Genomic DNA, 16,230 nt, shown 5'->3' on the forward strand with positions numbered 1-16,230 from the left:
GGCCTGGAAATGGTCGGATCGCCCGTCCTGATTTCTAGGCCCTGTGTCCTGTATCCTGCCCGTCCGCTTCCGCCCGGTCCCGGATGACGCCGAGCACATTCCGGTGGAAGTCGCCCAGGAAGATCCCGCCCCAGAAGGCCGCGTAGCTGTTGATCGGCGTCCGGATCCAGTACCGCGTGGTCAGCACCAGATCGGAGCCGCCATCAGCGGTCGGCTCGATCCGGTAGCGGCCTTCCTCAAGCTTCAGATAGTCGCTGTCGACCCGCAGGTGCTCGTCCAGCATCCGGGTCTGAGCCTCCGGCGCGATGTGGAAGGTCCAGACCAGCTCGCGCCCCGGCGCCCATCCGGTGATGTGCTCCTCAAACCGCACGCCGTCGGCCCATTCCAGCCGACGCACCGCGCCGACCCCGGCACCCTCCATGCGGGCGTCTTTCGGGCGCGGAATACCCACAATGTCATGGCTGAAGTTCCAGCGATGCTCATCCGCGCCGATCTGCCGGATATCGATCATCCTTGCCCACACCACCTCCGGCGCGGCGTCGATGTGGATCCGGGTCTCCACCTGCCGGGTCTCGGGCTGCGGTGGCCGATCCGCCTCGACCGGAACACCGATCAACGGCAGCACCAGCAGCGACAGGCCCAGCAGCCGCCCGCGCGCCTGCCGCATAATCGCGCCGCCGACGACCCCGCCCAGAATGCCGACGCCGTAGAAGATCGGCCCCGCCATCACCAGACAGACCGCCCCCTCGCGCAACACCACCCCCGCACAGACCAGCATGATCGTAACGGTCAGGGCGGATGTGCTCGCGTGGCTGCCCACGCCCTTGACGCCGCGCGGGTCCGACACAGCCACCGCAATCCCGCAAGCAGCGATCGGTGCCCCCAGCAGGAAGGCGATCAGCAACATCCCGGAATCCGGCGCCTGCCAGCGCACCAGACCGTAGACCACCAGCCCGTACAGCAGTCCGCAGGCCACCGCAGCGCCGGCGGTCCGCCACTTCGGCGTCTCCGGAGGCGGCGCAAGCAGGGGACTCAGGGACGGTCGCGGATCGGTCATGGTCGCACTGTGGCGACCCCCCGCAGCTTGCGCCAGTGAGCGTCGCGCCGCAGCCGTCAGGAATCGAGCCTCTTGACGCGAACAGAATGAGAACATAGAACAGACCCGGAACATCAGTCCGGGAGCAGTCTCATGGCGCGTTGGGTTCGGGAATCTCTGTCGCTGGCGGCCTGCGCCGGTTTCGTCCTCATGGTCTGGCAGGCGGTCCTGCTGCTGCCGGCGGCCTGAGCGGGCAGGGGGAAGGACATTCGAAATGTGCACGAAAGTGCACTGTGCACATTTTCCACGTCGAATGTTTTCAGGGACTTGAGGCCAATTTGTGCACGAAAGTGCACTCCATTTTTCCGGGTGCACATTTCACCGGATCGACCGCATCGCCATCCACAAACCATCCCCTGTTGCCTGAACCCACCCGGGCGGTTTGCGGTGTTTCCGGCGGGCCGGATGTGAGACTCGGTTCACCATGCGGGGATGGCGGACGAACGGAGCGAAGGCGCGGTGAGCGAGGCGTTGAACAGGCAGGGCTTCATCCACCTGCGGGTCCGCTCGGCCTATTCGCTGCTGGAAGGCGCGATCAAGGCGGGCAAGATCCCGAAGATGGCGGCGGACAACGGCATGCCCGCCGTGGCCGTGGCCGACCGGGCCAACCTGTTCGGCGCGCTGGAGTTCAGCCAGGCCGCAAGGGATGCGGGCGTCCAGCCCATCGTCGCCTGCGCCCTGCCGGTCACCGGCATCGGCGGGCAGGGGACCGACCGCTGGACCAAGGTCCCGACCGTCGTCCTGATCGCCCAGAACGAGGCCGGCTGGCTGAACCTCTGCAAGCTGTCGTCCTCGGCCTACCTCGACATCGCCCCGACCGACGAGCCCGGCGTGCCGTGGAACACTGTCGTCGAACATTCCGAGGGGCTGCTGCTGCTGTCCGGCGGTCCCGACGGCCCGGTCGATCCCCTCTATGTCCAGGGCAAGGTCCGCGACGGCGACGCCGCGCTGAACGAGATGTTCGCCACCTTCGGCGACCGTATGTACGTCGAGATCCAGCGTCACGGCCTGCCGGCCGAGGCGCAGGCCGAGCGCGGCCTCGTCGCCTGGGCCTACGGGAACGACGTTCCGCTGGTCGCCACCAACGACGTCTATTACGCCAAGGCCTCGCAGGCGAAGTCGCACGACGCCCTGCTGTGCATCGCCGACGGCGCCTTCACCGGTCAGGAGGATCGCCGCCGCATCACCGGCGAGCACTGGTTCAAGACCCCCGCCGCCATGCGCGAGCTGTTCGCCGACCTGCCCGAGGCCTGCGACACCACCCTGGACATCGCCCGCCGCTGCGCCTTCCTGGTGAAGACCCATGCGCCGATCCTGCCCCGGTTCGACACCGGCGCCGGCCGCTCCGAGCCGGACGAACTGGCCCACCAGGCGCGCGAGGGGCTGAAGCTGCGCCTGCAGCAGGTCACCCCCGCCGTGCCCGAGAAGGACTACTGGGACCGCCTCGAATGGGAGGTCGGGATCATCACCCAGATGGGCTTCCCCGGCTACTTCCTGATCGTGTCGGACTTCATCAAATGGGCGAAGATCCACGACATTCCGGTCGGACCGGGCCGGGGCTCGGGCGCCGGGTCTCTGGTCGCCTGGGCCCTGACCATCACCGATCTGGACCCCCTGCGGTTCGGCCTGCTGTTCGAGCGCTTCCTGAACCCGGAACGCGTCTCCATGCCCGACTTCGACATCGACTTCTGTCAGGAGCGGCGCGAAGAGGTCATCACCTACGTCCAGCAGCATTACGGCAAGGACCGGGTCGCCCAGATCATCACCTTCGGCACCCTGCAGGCCCGCGCCGTGCTGCGCGACGTCGGCCGCGTGCTGCAGATGCCGCTGGGTCAGGTCGACCGCCTCTGCAAGATGGTGCCGAACAACCCGGCCAATCCGGTGACGCTGGCCCAGGCCATCGACCTCGAGCCGCGTCTGAAGGAGGCCCGCGACGCCGAACCGGCGGTGCGCAACCTGCTGGAGACGGCGCTGGAGCTGGAGGGGCTGTACCGCAACGCCTCGACCCACGCCGCCGGCATCGTGATCGGCGACCGCCCCCTGACCGAGCTGGTGCCGCTCTATCAGGACCCGCGCTCGGACATTCCGGCCACCCAGTTCAACATGAAGTGGGTCGAACCGGCCGGTCTGGTGAAGTTCGACTTCCTCGGCCTGAAGACCCTGACCACGCTCGACCGCGCCCACGGCTACCTGTCGCGGCGCGGGCTGGCCCCGGTCTGGAACCAGCTGCCGCTGGATGACGCCCGCACCTATGAGCTGATGGCCTCGGGCCAGACGGTCGGGGTGTTCCAGCTGGAATCCCAGGGCATGCGCGACACCCTGCGCAAGATGCGCTGCGGGTCGATCGAGGAAATCACCGCCCTGATCTCCCTCTACCGGCCCGGGCCGATGGAGATGATCGACACCTATATCGACCGGAAGTTCGGCCGGGCCGAGGTCGACTACCTCCATGACTCGCTCAAGGAGACCCTGACCGAGACCTACGGCGTCATCATCTACCAGGAACAGGTGATGAAGATCGCCCAGATCCTGGCCGGCTACTCCCTCGGTGAAGCCGACCTGCTGCGTCGGGCCATGGGCAAGAAGAAGAAGGAGGAGATGGATTTCCAGCGCCTCCGTTTCGTCAAGGGCGCGGCCGAGAAGGGCGTCTCCGAACAGCAGTCGGGCGGCATCTTCGATCTGGTGGCCAAGTTCGCCGGTTACGGCTTCAACAAGTCGCACGCCGCCGCCTACGCCCTGATCTCCTTCCAGACGGGCTGGCTGAAGGCCAACCATCCGGTCGAATTCTTCGCCGCGTCGATGAGTCTCGATCTCAGCAACACCGACAAGCTGGCTGTTTTCTATCAGGATTGTCGACGTTTCGAGATCCCGGTGAAGGCCCCGGACGTCAACCGCTCCTCGGCCGACTTCGACGTCGAATGGCTGGAAGGCAAGGACGGGCCGGAAGGCGCTGTCCTCTATGCGCTGGGCGCGGTGCGCAACGTGGGCCTCGAGGCCATGAAACATCTGGTCGAGGTGCGCGAGGCGGGGGGACGCTTCATCGACATCTTCGACTTCCTCGAGCGTGTCGATCCCCGCTACGTCAACAAGCGCGCCCTCGAGAACCTGGCCCGCGCCGGCGCCTTCGACAGCTTCCACTCGAACCGCCGCCAGTTGTTCGAACAGGCCGACAAGCTGATCGCCTACAGCCAGAGCGTGGCCGCGGAGCGCGCCTCGTCCCAGGTCTCCCTGTTCGGCGGGGACCAGGTGGCGGCGGGCCGGCCGCGCCTGTCACCGGTCGAGCCCTGGGTCGGACCGGAGAAGCTGGACCAGGAACTGGCCGCCGTCGGCTTCTACCTGTCCGGCCACCCGCTGGAGGACATGGCCCCGGCCCTGAAGCGCAAGCGCGTCACCTTCGTCGCCGAGGCCACGGCCCTGGCCGAAAGCGGCCACGAGGCCTTCATGATGGCCGGCGTCGTCCGCCGCCGTCAGGAGCGGGCCAGCGCGAAAACCGGCGAGAAATTCGCCTTCGTCACCTTCTCCGACCCGACCGGCGAGTTCGAATGCCTGTTCCCGCCCGAACAGCTGCGCAAATGCCGCGAGGTGCTGGAGGCGGGCGCCTCGGTCATGGTCAAGGTTCGGGCCAAGAGCTCGGATGGCGAGGTGCGGTTCTTCGGCGATGACGCCAGCCGCCTCGACGCCCTGATCGACGACGGCCGCATGGGCCTGCGCATTCACGTCTCGGCCCGCGCCGCCGACGCCCAGGCCCTGCGCACCCGGCTGGAGCGCGCCGCCGCAGAGGGCGGAAAGGGCGGCGAGGTCTATCTGGTCGCGTCGCTGGACGGCCGCCGGGAGATCGAGATGAAGCTGCCCGGCCGCTACCGCCTCGACGGCGCCCTGCGCGGCGCCCTGAAGTCGGCCCCGGGCGTCAGCTATCTGGAGGACGCGTGATGCTCGCCCCTGTTCTCGCCGCCATCGCCCTTTCCCTCGCGCCACAGGAGGCTTCCGTGTCCCATCAGGCCTCGGGGACGTTCAACGTCTCCATCACCCCGGTCGCCCCCGCCGAAGGAGCGGCGCCCGACACCCCCGGCCGCATGATCCTGTCCAAGACCTTCCACGGCGGCCTGACCGGGACCGGGGAGGGCGAGATGCTGGCCACCATGGGACCGGAGCAGTCCGGCGCCTATGTCGCCATGGAGCGGGTGCGCGGTTCGCTGGACGGCCGCGACGGAACCTTCATGCTGGTCCACCGGGGCATTATGGATCGCGGCGCGCAGGAGCTGCTGATCACCGTCGTCCCCGGTTCCGGCACGGGCGAGTTGGAAGGCCTCACCGGCGTCTTCCACCTGACCATCGCGGGCGGCGAGCACCGCTACGTCCTCGACTACAACCTGCCGACTGAGTGACAGGCTTTATTTTCTGAAAACAGCTCATTACGAGCTGATTCTGACCGAAAATGTGAAGTCATATCACCGGGGCGCGCCCGCCACGAACGCCTCCCGCGGCGTTCCGTCGACCGCATAGAGCCGCTCCGCCGGGAACTTGATCACCATTCCGGTCCGCTCGAGCCGGAAGTCGTAGATCGCGCCCAGCAGCCCGGCCATCGGCCCGCCCTCGGTGCGGGCGCCGATGGCGGCGAGACCGATGGTCAGGCCTTCGCCCATGCTGCCGGTCCAGCGCCCGGCGCGAACGGTGACCGGGCCGTCGTGATGCTTGCCGGGGCGGGGCAGGACCTGCTCGATCCACTGGCGCGGCACGCCCGTCTCCCGCGCCTCCGAGGGCAGGTTGTGGATCTGGTAAGGCCGGGCCTCGGTCACGAACCAGCCCATCACGGCCCGCGCCACGGAGGTATTGCCCCCGCTGGCGGTGTCGGTCAGGTCGATGCGGATCGGCTGCCCCGGCCGGGCCGTCGCCATGGCCGCGTCAAAGGCGGCGATCGTCTCGCCGTCACCCAGGGAGTCGTTGAAGCGGATCACCAGGATCGGCCCGTCCTCGCTGACGCTCAGCGGCGGCCTGTCGGTCGAACCGGCATAGAGGTTGGGTAGGGGCATACGCCGCCCCGAGATGGTCAGGTCCCGCGCCCGGTCCCGTCGGCCCGCCGCCAGCACGCGCGCGCCGTAGCCGTCCCGGTCACCGCCGGGCTCCAGCCCCAGCTCGGCCCAGAAGGCCCGCACGGCCTCGGTCGTGGTCACGCCGCCGACCGCGTCCAGCGTCTGCCCCGCCCGCACGCCCGCCGCCTCGGCCGGGGAGCCCTCGCGCACGGCCGTGATCCGCCAGACCGCACCCTCCGGCTCGATCCAGAGGTCCGAGTAGCTGGGGACCAGCCCCCAGTCGTCGCTGAACGAGGCGCCGGTGATCGCATGGTGATCGGCCAGGGCCGTGATCGCATGCCCGGCGTAGCGCAGCAGGGTGGATCGATCATGCACCGCCGCCGCCTCGGCCCGCAGCGTCTCCGTCATCGGCATGACGCCGCCGGGGAAGCGGTCCAGATAGGCGTAGTTGGCGTTGACCAGCCCCTCGATCGACAGGGCGTCGGCCCGGTAGGCCTCCGGCGTCAGCGCAGGCGTCTGGGCCTGAACAGCGCCCGCGAAGGGCAGGAGGGCGGCAAGCAGCAGGAGAGGGCGCATGGCGGTGAAGCTTCACCTGCCCGGCCGTCCGGGCAAGTGAAACTCCCGTCACCTTCGCGGTCAGATCGCGTCGGTCACCGCATAGACCATGACGCCGGTCGCGATGGCAAGGTTCAGGCTGTCGGCCCGGCCGCGCATGGGGATCTTGACGTTCACATCGCAGGCCGCCGCCAGCGTATCGGTCAGGCCCGCCTGCTCGTTGCCCATCAGGATCAGGGCCGGATGCTGGATCGCCGCATCGCGATAGCCGTGGGTGGCGTCCAGCCGGGTGCCGATCACGCTGCCGGGCCACGACTGCCGCCAGGCGATGAACTCGGCCGAAGTGGCCCTGGCGATCGCCACGGCGAAGACCGAGCCCATGGTCGCCCGCACCGCCTCGGTGGAATAGGGGTCCACACAGTCGTCGATCAGGATGACCCCGCCGCAACCCGCCGCATCCGCGGTGCGGATGATGGTGCCCAGATTGCCCGGGTCCCGCACCTGCTCCAGCGCCACCCAGCAGGGCGCGCTCTTCGGGTTGATGGCCGACAGGGGCGTATAGACCTGCTCGAACACGCCCAGCACGGTCTGCGGGTTGTCGCGGCGGCTGATCTTCTCGAGGATCGGGTGGGTGACCACGATCACTTCCCCGCCGGCCATTCGGGTCTCGGCCCTGGCGCGGTCCAGCAGCGGATGCTCCCGCGCCTCCATCCCGACCAGCAGCAGCTTCGGCGTCTGGCCCTGGTCCAGCGCCTCGCCGATGAACTTCAGCCCTTCGGCCAGGAAGCGGCCCGTGCTCTCGCGCTCCTTGCGCATGTTCAGGGCGCGCACGGCCTTGACCGTGTCATTGGTCAGGGAGGTGATCAGGCGATCGGACATCAGGCGCTCCACCGCGCGAAGAAGCTCAGGCCGATGGCCCGGCCGTCCTGTCCATGTTCAGCCAGCGCCAGCTCGCCCCAGTCGATGACGCCGCCGCGATCCGCCGTGACTTCCGTCATCAGATGCGCCAGCGACAGGCCCGAAATGCGGGCTGCGTAGGCGTTCAGCAGCAGGAAGGAGGCGTCATCCGACAGCAGGGCCGCGCAGTCCTTCAGCAGGCCCGGCAGGTCCTCGAACAGCCGCCAGACCTCGCCCGTCGGCCCCCGACCGTATTTGGGGGGATCGAGAATGATGCCGTCGTATTTCGAGCCGCGCCGGACTTCCCGGGCCACATATTTGCGGCAGTCCTCGACGATCCAGCGGATTGGTCGATCGGCCAGCCCCGACTGCTCGGCGTTCTCGCGGGCGTAGACGACCGACTTCTTGGAAGCGTCCACATGGGTCACCTCGGCGCCCGCCGCCGAACAGGCCAGCGAGGCCACGCCGGTGTAGCCGAACAGGTTCAGGATACGGGGCTTCTTCAGCTCGCGCACCCGCGCGTCCAGCCACTCCCAGTTCGCCGCCTGCTCCGGGAAGAAGGCGAGGTGGCGGAAGGGGGTGAAGCGGCCGGTGAAGCGCACATCGCGCCACGCCAGGGGGAAGGTCTCGACCGGCTTGCCGGCGAACCTCCAGCGGCCGTCATCGTCCTCGTCCTGCGCCTGCGGGGCGAAGGTAGCGTCGGCGCGCTCGAAGGCCTGCGGATCGCGCGGCGCCCAGAAGCACTGCGGCTCGGGCCGGACCACGGTGAAGCGGCCATATCGCTCAAGTTTCAGACCGTTTCCGCTGTCCAGCAGGGCATAGTCTTCCCATCCCCGGGTGACGAGGGTTTCAGGTGAGGGATTCAGGCGCGGCGACATGGGCCGCTGATAGGCCGGGCAGGGCGGTTTCGTCCAGCGCGGCGTGATCCGGCGCCGCCGGCTTCTCCCGACGATGCCGGGTCTTGTTCCAGGCGAACGGCTCGACCACCAGTCGCCAGGCGGCATGACTGAAGGCGAGACTGAGCAGGCACCAGTAGGCCGGAGCCCGGATCATGTCCCATGCGCCGTAGGTGATGCCCGCGCGACGCGCGCCGACCGCGCAGGACAGCCAGGCTGTCGCCGCCCCCAGCACCAGCACGCTCAGCGCCAGCCACGAGGCGTCGGGCGGCAGCCCCGCCGCCAGCGACACCAGCAGGCCGGCCGAGACCCAGGCGAGGGTGGGGCCGTAAAGTCCCGCCGCCACCAGCGCCAGACCGAGCGTCAGAACCAGCGAGACCCCGCCGCGCAGGCCCAGGGACACGGGGTCACGGCTGTGAACCCCGAACGTCTGCATATAGCCCTTGAGCCAGCGGGTGCGCTGGGGGAGCCATTCCGTGATCCGCCCCGGCGGGGTCTCCCACGTCGGTCGGCGGATGACACCGAGCCGCCAACCCAACCGCCAGAGACGAAAGCCGAGGTCGGCGTCCTCGGTGACATTCCACGCGTCCCAGCCGCCGACGGCGCGCAGGACATCGACCCTGAAATGGTTGCTGGTGCCGCCCAGGGGGAAGGGCAAGCCCAGCCGCGTCAGGCCGGGCAGGGCTGTTTCGAACAGGCTGGCGTACTCCGCCGCGAACTGGGCGTCGATGAAGGGCGAGGTCGACCAGGACGCCGGGCGGATCCGGAGCGGCGCCTGGAGACAGGCCAGGCGTCCCCCGCCGTCCGCGACGAACCGGGCCGCCGCTTCCTTCAACTGGCCCGGATCAGGCTCATCTTCCGCGTCATAGACCGTCAGGAGTTCGCCGGTGACATGGGGAAGCGCGCAGTTGAGCGCTCTCGGCTTGGTCGACGGCGACCCGGGCGGCGCGATGAAGATCGTCAGCCAGTCCGGCCGGACCGCGCGCCGGGCCGCCGCAAGGGTCGCCGCGTCCCGCGCCTCAAGCACCAGCATTCCCTGCAGGCGGTCCGCCGGATAGTCGAGACGCGACAGCCGTTCGATCAGTTGCTCGACGATCTCGGCCTCATCATAGAGCGCCGCCAGGATGGTGTACCGGGGCCAGACCACCGGCTCGGGCGCCGTCGCGATCGGTCGCAGCCCCGCGACCAGCAGCAGGCATCGCCAGCCGGCGACGCAGAGAAAGGCGATCCCCACGGCCGATGCGATCAGGTCGAGAGCGTCCCGCGACGGGTGCAGCGCGACCCAGCCGGTCGGGATCACGACGCCCGACAACATCAACCACTGAAGGAGGGAGAGCGTTCGGGACGCCGCGCTATGAGCGCGCGACAACCCGTTAGACGGGGTATCCACGACCATTTTCTCGCTAATGATGCAGGTTTCGCGCTACACACGTTTAGGTAACGTCAGGTTGTCCGTTTTTGCAACCGCTTGGCGTCCGCGCGAGAAAGTCGCTATTCAGGGGGCGGACCTTTGGAGTCGCGTGTGACCACGACCGCCGCCAGCGCCAAGTCTGCCCGCAAGCCGAAGGGCGAGGGGCATGAACGACGCGCCGAAATTCTCGCCGCCGCCGAACGCATCTTCGTCGAGCATGGCTATGAGGGCGCCACGATCCGCAAGATCGCCGATGAGGTCGGGCTGTCCTCGACCGCGCTCTACATGCATTTTTCCGAGAAGGGCGAAATCCTACAGGAGATCTGCCGGCAGACTTTCGACGCCCTTCTGGTCGTCAACCGCCAGGCCTTGGCCGAGCCGGGGTCTCCGGAACAGCGCATGCGCAAGATGATGCGCGCCTATGTCGATTTCGGCTTCCACAATCCCAATGCCTACCGGCTGGTCTACATGACCAGCCCCGCCGAACTGCGTGAAGGCGCCCAGGACGCGGCCCAGGTGATGGGAGCCGAGCTGTTCGGCGCCTTCCACCAGGTCATCGGGGAGCTTGAGGCCGCCGGCCGGCTCAAGAGCGACGCCCGGACAACCGCCCAGGCGTTCTGGGCCGGCGGCCACGGCGTCATCTCCCTGATGATCGCCAAACCCTATTTCGACTGGGTCGACCGGGAACAGCTGGTGTCGACCCTGCTGGAGGGGCTTTTCGCGGGCCTGCTGAAGTCTTGAGGCGGCTGGCGGCCTGCGTCGCCGCCCTCATCTGCCTCGTCGCCGTTCCGGCGGACGCCCGCCCCTTGCGCGTGATGTCGCTCGACCAGTGCGCGGACCAGTATGTCCTCGCCCTGCGTCCGGACGCCGAACTGGCCCTGTCGCCGCGCGCGGACGATCCCGACGCCTGGCTCCGGGAGGCGGCGAGGGGACGGCTGCGCCTGCGCCCGACGCTGGAGGCCGCGGTGACCTTCCAGCCCGACGTCGTCGTCCGCTACTGGGGCGGGGAGCCGCGTCTGCTGAGCCGGCTTGAGGCCCGGGACATCCGGACCGCCGAGATTGCGGATGCGACCGATTTCGACGGCATCCGCGCCAACATCCGGGCGGTCGCGCATGCTCTCGACGCCGCCCCCCGGGGTGAGGCTCTGATCGCCCGGATGGACGCCCGTCTGGCGGAGGCCGCGCCGAAGACCCCGGCGCGGCCCACCGCCCTCTATCTGACGCCCGGCGGCTTCACCGCGGGGCGGGAGACGCTGATGGACTCCATCTTCCGCGCCGCCGGCGTCCGGAATGCCGAGGAACGCCCCTATTTCCAGCCGGTGAGCGTCGAACGGATCGCCCTGTTTCCACCCGTGCGGTTCGTTCTCGGGTTCTTTGACCAGTCACGCGCGGACTGGCGGGGCCCCGGGCGCCATCCGGTCGTTCGCAACGCCACGCGTGGCAAGGTCGCCGCGCATCTCCCGGCCGCCGCCCTGACCTGTCCGGCCTGGTTCGCGGCCGACGCCGCCGCCCTGCTGAGGGACGGCCAGGCGTGAGCCGGCTGCTCACGGCGCTCGCCGGCGCGATCCTGCTCGCCCTGGTTCTGGCGATCAGCTTCGGGGAAGTCCCGTTGCCGCTGGGTGAGGCCTTCACAAATCCTTCGTCAGGCGTGGCCGAGGTCGTTTGGGCCGTCCGGGCGCCCCGCGCGATGACCGCTCTGATGGTGGGCGCCGCCCTCGGCCTGGCCGGAGCGGTGCTGCAGGGCCTGCTCCGCAATCCGCTGGCCGATCCCGGCGTGCTGGGCGTGTCGGCGGTGGCGGCCCTCGGCGCGGCGAGCGCCATCGTCCTGGGCGCCGCCGTGGTTCCCGGGGCGGTCGAGATCGCGGCCCTGACAGGGGCCGGACTGGCCGGCGGCCTGCTTGTCCTCTTCTCAAGCCGCGTCCGCGCACCGGAGGCCCTGATCCTGTTCGGCGTGGCCCTGTCCAGTTTCGCCGGCGCAGCGACCGCCCTGATCTTCAACCTGTCTCCGTCGCCCATCGCCTCGGCCGAGGTGATGAGCTGGCTTCTCGGCTCGGTGCAGAACCGCAGCTGGGTGGATGTCCTGTGGGTCGCCCCCTTGCTGGCCCTGTCCGCGGTCCTGTCCGCCCTGGCCGCCCCCGGGCTGAGAATGCTCAGCCTGGGGGAAGAGACGGCGCAGACCTCCGGCCTTCCGATGGCGCGACTGCGCCTGACGGCTCTTCTGGCCGCGGCGCTCGCGACCGGCGCCGCGGTCGCGGTCTCGGGCGTCATAGGCTTTGTCGGTCTGGCCGCCCCGCACCTTGTCCGGGCGCTCGTGCGGGGAGATCCGGGCCGGATCCTCGCGCCGTCAGCCATGTCCGGAGGCCTGATCCTGATCGTCGCGGACCTTCTGGCGCGCATCACCCCGACGGACCAGGAACTGAAGCTGGGCGTCTTCACCGCCCTCGTCGGCGCTCCCCTGTTCGCCCTGATCGCCTGGCGCGCGGCGCGGGAGTGGCGACTGTGAGCGCGCTCGCCCTGCTCGGAGCGACGGCCCGCCTCGGCCAGCGGGATGTGCTGGCGGATGTGGACCTGACGGTCGCTTCCGGCGAGCTGGTTATCGTCGTCGGCCCAAACGGGGCGGGGAAGTCCAGCGTCATCCGCGCCCTTGCGGGCCTCCTGCCTCTCGGTTCAGGCGAGGTCCGGCTCGGCGGCGTCGCCCTGTCCCGCCTGTCGTCCCGCGAACGGGCGGCCAGGATCAGCTATCTGCCCCAGGACGGGCGGATCGCGTGGAACCTCCCGGCGGTCGAGATCGCCGCGCTCGGCGCCCCCTTCCTGTCGGGCCCGGCGTCCGTCGCACGGGCCAGAGAGGCGCTGCGGGAGCTGGCGATCGACCATCTCGCGGATCGCGGCGTGGCCGAGATGTCGGGTGGCGAGCGGGCGCGTGTTCTGGTGGCGCGTGCACTGGCCGCGCCCGCCGCCGCCCTGCTGGCCGACGAACCTGTCGCCGGCCTGGACCCGGATGCGCAATTGCTCGTGCTGGACCGTTTGAAGGCGCGGGCCGGGGCGGGGCAGGCAGTGCTGGCCAGCCTGCACGACCTCGACCTGGCCGCACGCTATGCGGATCGGGTCATCGTTCTGGAGCAGGGCGCGGTGCGGGCGGACGCGCCTCCGCTGGAGGCGCTGACACCCGAAGTCCTGTCGTCCGTCTTCGCTCTGGACGCCCGCTGGATCGAAGGGCCCGACGGGCCCCTGCTGTCCCGCCGCCGCTACTCGCCCGGCTCGGGCTCCGGGGTGCGATAGGGTTCCTCGCCCGTCACCGCAGTATAGGCCTGCGGCCCCCGCGGAATGCCCCGACGAAGATCCTGGGTGAGGGTCAGGGTCGCCGCCCCGCCGTTCAGGCGCGCCTTGTAGATCTGCATGTTCTCCATGACCCGCATCATGTAGTTGCGGGTTTCGGTGAACGGCGCACACTCAATGAAATCAATCGGATCGGTCGAACCTGCGCGCGGATCGCCACAGCGCGCGACCCACTGAGGCGGGCGCGCGGGACCGGCGTTGTAGGCGACCGTGGTCAGCAGCATCGAGCCGTTGAAATTGTTCATCAGGTCGCCGAGGTGGAAGCTGCCCAGCGTCATGTTGAAGTCCGGATCGTAGAGCCGCTCCTCGCTGAAGGGCAGGCCCAGCTGGCGAGCGACGCCGCGTCCGGTCGCCGGCAGGAATTGCATCATGCCCCGGGCGTTGGCGTGCGAGCGCGCCCGCGGATCGAAGCTGGATTCCTGTCGGGTGATCGCCTGGGTGAACTCCAGCGGCGCGGCGCCCGGCACGACCGGCGGGACGCGGATCGGATATTGCCGCTCGGGAAGCAGGTAGCCGCGCTGGCTGGCCGCGCGACCGATCATCATGGCGGTGAAGCCCTCGCCGTAGCCTCGCGACGTGTCCATCATCAGGGCCAGTTGCTCGATGGTCGGGACGTCGTCATCCAGCTGGTAGGCGAAGACCCGGAAGAGGCTGGCCTCTCCGGTTTCCCCCAGGATGCGCCAGGCGCGAACCACCTCATTGCCTTCAAACGCCGTCCGGTCCCTCTCGGAGGGCACCGGATCCACCGGCAGATTGATGACGGTCTGGCCGGCCTTCTCGGCGGCGAGCTGCCCGTAGAAGGTCTGGATGTGGCGCGCGCCGGCCCGATAGTAGTCCACCGCCGACGGCGTGGCGCCCCGCGCCTCCGCCGCGCGGCCGAGCCAGTAGAGCGCGCGTCCCTGGGTGATGGGCGTCGACGACGTCTGCCTCAGGGTCTCGAAATGTCCTGCGGCGCGCGCCGGATCATTCAGCTTCACCAAGGCGACCCAGCCGGCGAAGAACTCGGCGTCCACCTTCCGGTCCCCGCCGGGGAAGCCATGCCCGTTGAACGCGTCATAGGCGGCCTGCCAGTTCCGGGCCTGCAGGGCGTCGAGGAAATAGTTCCGACGTTCCGACCACAGGGTGTTCTGCGCGTCGGTCGAGTCCGGCGCCGACGGCAGATACCGGAGCAGGGGGAAGGCCTCCGACTGGCGATTCTGGGAGCGCAGAATCCGGACCCGCTCCAGGGCCACCGTCGGCTCGATCGCCTGCGCCGGCGTCAGGCCGGCCACGATGGCGTCCGGACTGTAGGCCGTCCGCAGCGCGATGACGGCGTTGGCGACCGCCTGCCGCTCGGGCGAGACCAGGCTCACCATGGCGCGGGTCGCCGGGCCGTGCGGCCCCAGCAGAAGCATGTTGAGCCGGGTTTCATGATCGTCCCCGGTCAGGATCGACCCCCAGCGCGTCAGGACGCGCGCCTGCTGATCGGCCTCGAAGGTCCGGGTGCGCCACCAGTCCCTGATCAGCCGTCGCGCCTCATCGCCCCGCCCGCGCTGATCGAGGGCGTCGGCCAGCGCGATCGCACCCTGCACCGTCGTCGGGGCGTCCTGCCGGAACAGGGCCAGGGCGGCGTCAGGGCCCGCATAGCCGCGGTCCAGCGCCCGTTCGGCGGCCTGGCGACGGCTCGCGGCGCGCGGCCAGCCGGCGAAACGGGCCTCGACGTCCGACAACTCGCCCCAGCTCATCCGCTCGGCGCTGGTGTCCAGAAGCGCCCACTCGACCAGCTTGCGCGCGGCCGGATCGCCGATCTGCGCCATGGCGGCGCGGGCGCCGGAGACGTCACGGGCGCGGGCGGCGGCAAGCCCCTGGCGGAAAAGCGCCGTATCCTGGTCGTTGAGCGTCCGGGGCTGGGTGCTGGCCGGATTGCCGGGCGTGGCGGCGTAGTAGGGCACTTCCTGCGACAGCAGGGCCTCGGGCGCGGGAGCGAGGGCCAATGCGGCCGCCAGGCTGATTCCGATCATTCCGTGTCCGATTCCCATTCGTCGCGGTTGCGGTCGCCGGACCGGCGACCTACCCTCCGGCGCTTCATTTTCAGGCGACTATCGCCCAACTCCACGCAGGACCATCGTTTCAATGACCGCCCCCTTGTTCAAGGGCGTGATCACCGCCCTGATCACACCACTTCGTGACGGAAAGGTGGACGAAGCCGCCTTCACCCGCCTGCTCGAACGCCAGATCGCGGCCGGGGTTCACGGGGTCGTGCCGATGGGCACCACGGGCGAGAGCGCGTCGCTGCATCCCGAGGAGCATCAAAGGGTTGTGGAGCTCTGCGTCCAGATCGCCGCCGGACGCGTGCGCGTCATCGCCGGAGCCGGTTCGTCCTCGACCGACAAGGCGATCGATCTGGTCCGCCACGCCAAGACCGTCGGCGCCGATGGGGCGCTGGTTGTGACGCCCTACTACAACCGGCCCTCGCAGGCCGGTCTGGCCGCTCATTTCGAAGCCGTCGCCGACGCCGTCCAGCTTCCGGTCCTGCTGTACAATGTTCCCGGTCGGACCGGCGTGGATCTGGCCAACGAAACCGTCGCCCGACTGGCCGTCCATCCGAACATCGTCGGCATCAAGGACGCGACCGGCGACCTGTCCCGGGTCAGCTGGATGCGGGCCAACATCGATGGCCAGTTCGACCTGATCTCCGGCGACGACCCCAGCTATCTCGGCTATCACGCCCACGGCGGCGTCGGGGTCATTTCGGTCACGTCCAATGTCGCGCCGGAAGGCATGGTGGCCCTGCACAACGCCGCAGCGGCCGGCGACTACGCCTCTGCGCGCGACTGGCAGGATCGCCTGATCGACCTTCACAAGGGCCTGTTCCTGGACAATTCGCCGTCGCCCACCAAATACGCCCTGTCCCGGCTGGGCTTCTGCACCGAAGAGGTCCGTCTTCCGCTGGCCCCGACCGCCGAGGCTGTGAAGCCGGCGATCGACCGCGCCATGGCCGCCGCCGGGCTCTGACAGGACTGAAGGGCG

The 16,230-nt window shown here is 69.3% G+C and carries 13 protein-coding genes; 7 read left to right on the forward strand and 6 right to left on the reverse strand.

Features of this window, described 5'->3' with window-relative positions:
• Positions 1-34 precede the first annotated feature (34 nt).
• On the reverse strand, positions 35-1,057 hold the full coding sequence (locus ACLQ7T_RS05470; protein WP_420478502.1) for an SRPBCC family protein: 1,023 nt from the start codon (positions 1,055-1,057) through the stop codon (positions 35-37).
• A 498-nt stretch (positions 1,058-1,555) separates the two neighbouring features.
• On the opposite strand from ACLQ7T_RS05470, the gene dnaE reads away from it, so the two are divergent.
• Together dnaE and ACLQ7T_RS05480 are read left to right on the forward strand one after the other, a co-directional pair.
• A complete protein-coding gene (gene dnaE / locus ACLQ7T_RS05475; protein ID WP_420478573.1) occupies positions 1,556-5,026 on the forward strand; it encodes a DNA polymerase III subunit alpha in 3,471 nt (1,156 codons plus the stop codon).
• The gene (locus tag ACLQ7T_RS05480) at positions 5,026-5,481 is read left to right on the forward strand and encodes a DUF3224 domain-containing protein (RefSeq protein WP_420478503.1); all 456 of its coding nucleotides are present in this window, start codon (positions 5,026-5,028) and stop codon (positions 5,479-5,481) included. Before dnaE ends, ACLQ7T_RS05480 begins: the two co-directional genes overlap by 1 nt.
• Before the next feature lie 63 nt (positions 5,482-5,544).
• On the opposite strand, the gene ACLQ7T_RS05485 is transcribed toward ACLQ7T_RS05480, so the two are convergent.
• From ACLQ7T_RS05485 to ACLQ7T_RS05500, 4 genes are read right to left on the reverse strand one after another with little or no spacing between them, the layout of a single operon-like run.
• Positions 5,545-6,702, reverse strand: coding sequence for a PDZ domain-containing protein (locus ACLQ7T_RS05485; RefSeq protein ID WP_420478504.1), 1,158 nt, complete (start codon positions 6,700-6,702; stop codon positions 5,545-5,547).
• Between the two features lie 60 nt (positions 6,703-6,762).
• Complete coding sequence (locus ACLQ7T_RS05490; RefSeq protein WP_420478505.1) at positions 6,763-7,560, reverse strand: TrmH family RNA methyltransferase; 798 nt, start codon at positions 7,558-7,560, stop codon at positions 6,763-6,765.
• Positions 7,560-8,456, reverse strand: a complete 897-nt coding sequence (locus tag ACLQ7T_RS05495) for a class I SAM-dependent methyltransferase (RefSeq protein ID WP_420478506.1) — start codon at positions 8,454-8,456, stop codon at positions 7,560-7,562. Before ACLQ7T_RS05495 ends, ACLQ7T_RS05490 begins: the two co-directional genes overlap by 1 nt.
• Positions 8,428-9,789, reverse strand: a complete 1,362-nt coding sequence (locus ACLQ7T_RS05500; RefSeq protein WP_420478507.1) for a glycosyltransferase family 2 protein — start codon at positions 9,787-9,789, stop codon at positions 8,428-8,430. Before ACLQ7T_RS05500 ends, ACLQ7T_RS05495 begins: the two co-directional genes overlap by 29 nt.
• 207 nt (positions 9,790-9,996) lie before the next feature.
• Between ACLQ7T_RS05500 and ACLQ7T_RS05505 the strand changes: the two genes are divergently transcribed.
• Genes ACLQ7T_RS05505 through ACLQ7T_RS05520 form a run of 4 tightly spaced genes read left to right on the forward strand, consistent with a single transcriptional unit; the run spans position 9,997 to position 13,164 of the window.
• Positions 9,997-10,626: a TetR/AcrR family transcriptional regulator gene (locus ACLQ7T_RS05505; protein WP_420478508.1), complete on the forward strand. Its 630-nt coding sequence runs from the start codon at positions 9,997-9,999 to the stop codon at positions 10,624-10,626.
• On the forward strand, positions 10,623-11,420 hold the full coding sequence (locus ACLQ7T_RS05510) for an ABC transporter substrate-binding protein (RefSeq protein WP_420478509.1): 798 nt from the start codon (positions 10,623-10,625) through the stop codon (positions 11,418-11,420). The genes ACLQ7T_RS05505 and ACLQ7T_RS05510 overlap by 4 nt, the downstream gene beginning before the upstream one ends.
• Complete coding sequence (locus tag ACLQ7T_RS05515; RefSeq protein ID WP_420478510.1) at positions 11,417-12,388, forward strand: FecCD family ABC transporter permease; 972 nt, start codon at positions 11,417-11,419, stop codon at positions 12,386-12,388. The genes ACLQ7T_RS05510 and ACLQ7T_RS05515 overlap by 4 nt, the downstream gene beginning before the upstream one ends.
• Positions 12,385-13,164: an ABC transporter ATP-binding protein gene (locus ACLQ7T_RS05520; RefSeq protein ID WP_420478511.1), complete on the forward strand. Its 780-nt coding sequence runs from the start codon at positions 12,385-12,387 to the stop codon at positions 13,162-13,164. Before ACLQ7T_RS05515 ends, ACLQ7T_RS05520 begins: the two co-directional genes overlap by 4 nt.
• Here the strand turns inward: ACLQ7T_RS05520 and ACLQ7T_RS05525 are convergent.
• Positions 13,131-15,221: a lytic transglycosylase domain-containing protein gene (locus tag ACLQ7T_RS05525; RefSeq protein WP_420478512.1), complete on the reverse strand. Its 2,091-nt coding sequence runs from the start codon at positions 15,219-15,221 to the stop codon at positions 13,131-13,133. The genes ACLQ7T_RS05520 and ACLQ7T_RS05525 overlap by 34 nt on opposite strands.
• Before the next feature lie 112 nt (positions 15,222-15,333).
• Between ACLQ7T_RS05525 and dapA the strand changes: the two genes are divergently transcribed.
• Positions 15,334-16,215, forward strand: a complete 882-nt coding sequence (dapA, locus tag ACLQ7T_RS05530; protein WP_420478513.1) for a 4-hydroxy-tetrahydrodipicolinate synthase — start codon at positions 15,334-15,336, stop codon at positions 16,213-16,215.
• Positions 16,216-16,230 lie beyond the last annotated feature (15 nt).

Source organism: Brevundimonas sediminis (assembly GCF_048799765.1).
Lineage (GTDB): Bacteria > Pseudomonadota > Alphaproteobacteria > Caulobacterales > Caulobacteraceae > Brevundimonas.

Excerpts from the sequence above, each read along its gene's own strand:
- ACLQ7T_RS05485 (WP_420478504.1), bottom strand. The coding sequence starts at position 6,702 with ATGCGCCCTCTCCTGCTGCTTGCCGCCCTCCTGCCCTTCGCGGGCGCT.
- ACLQ7T_RS05500 (WP_420478507.1), bottom strand. The coding sequence starts at position 9,789 with ATGTTGTCGGGCGTCGTGATCCCGACCGGCTGGGTCGCGCTGCACCCG.
- dapA (WP_420478513.1), top strand. The coding sequence starts at position 15,334 with ATGACCGCCCCCTTGTTCAAGGGCGTGATCACCGCCCTGATCACACCA.
- ACLQ7T_RS05480 (WP_420478503.1), top strand. The coding sequence starts at position 5,026 with ATGCTCGCCCCTGTTCTCGCCGCCATCGCCCTTTCCCTCGCGCCACAG.
- ACLQ7T_RS05490 (WP_420478505.1), bottom strand. The coding sequence starts at position 7,560 with ATGTCCGATCGCCTGATCACCTCCCTGACCAATGACACGGTCAAGGCC.
- ACLQ7T_RS05495 (WP_420478506.1), bottom strand. The coding sequence starts at position 8,456 with ATGTCGCCGCGCCTGAATCCCTCACCTGAAACCCTCGTCACCCGGGGA.
- ACLQ7T_RS05525 (WP_420478512.1), bottom strand. The coding sequence starts at position 15,221 with ATGATCGGAATCAGCCTGGCGGCCGCATTGGCCCTCGCTCCCGCGCCC.
- ACLQ7T_RS05470 (WP_420478502.1), bottom strand. The coding sequence starts at position 1,057 with ATGACCGATCCGCGACCGTCCCTGAGTCCCCTGCTTGCGCCGCCTCCG.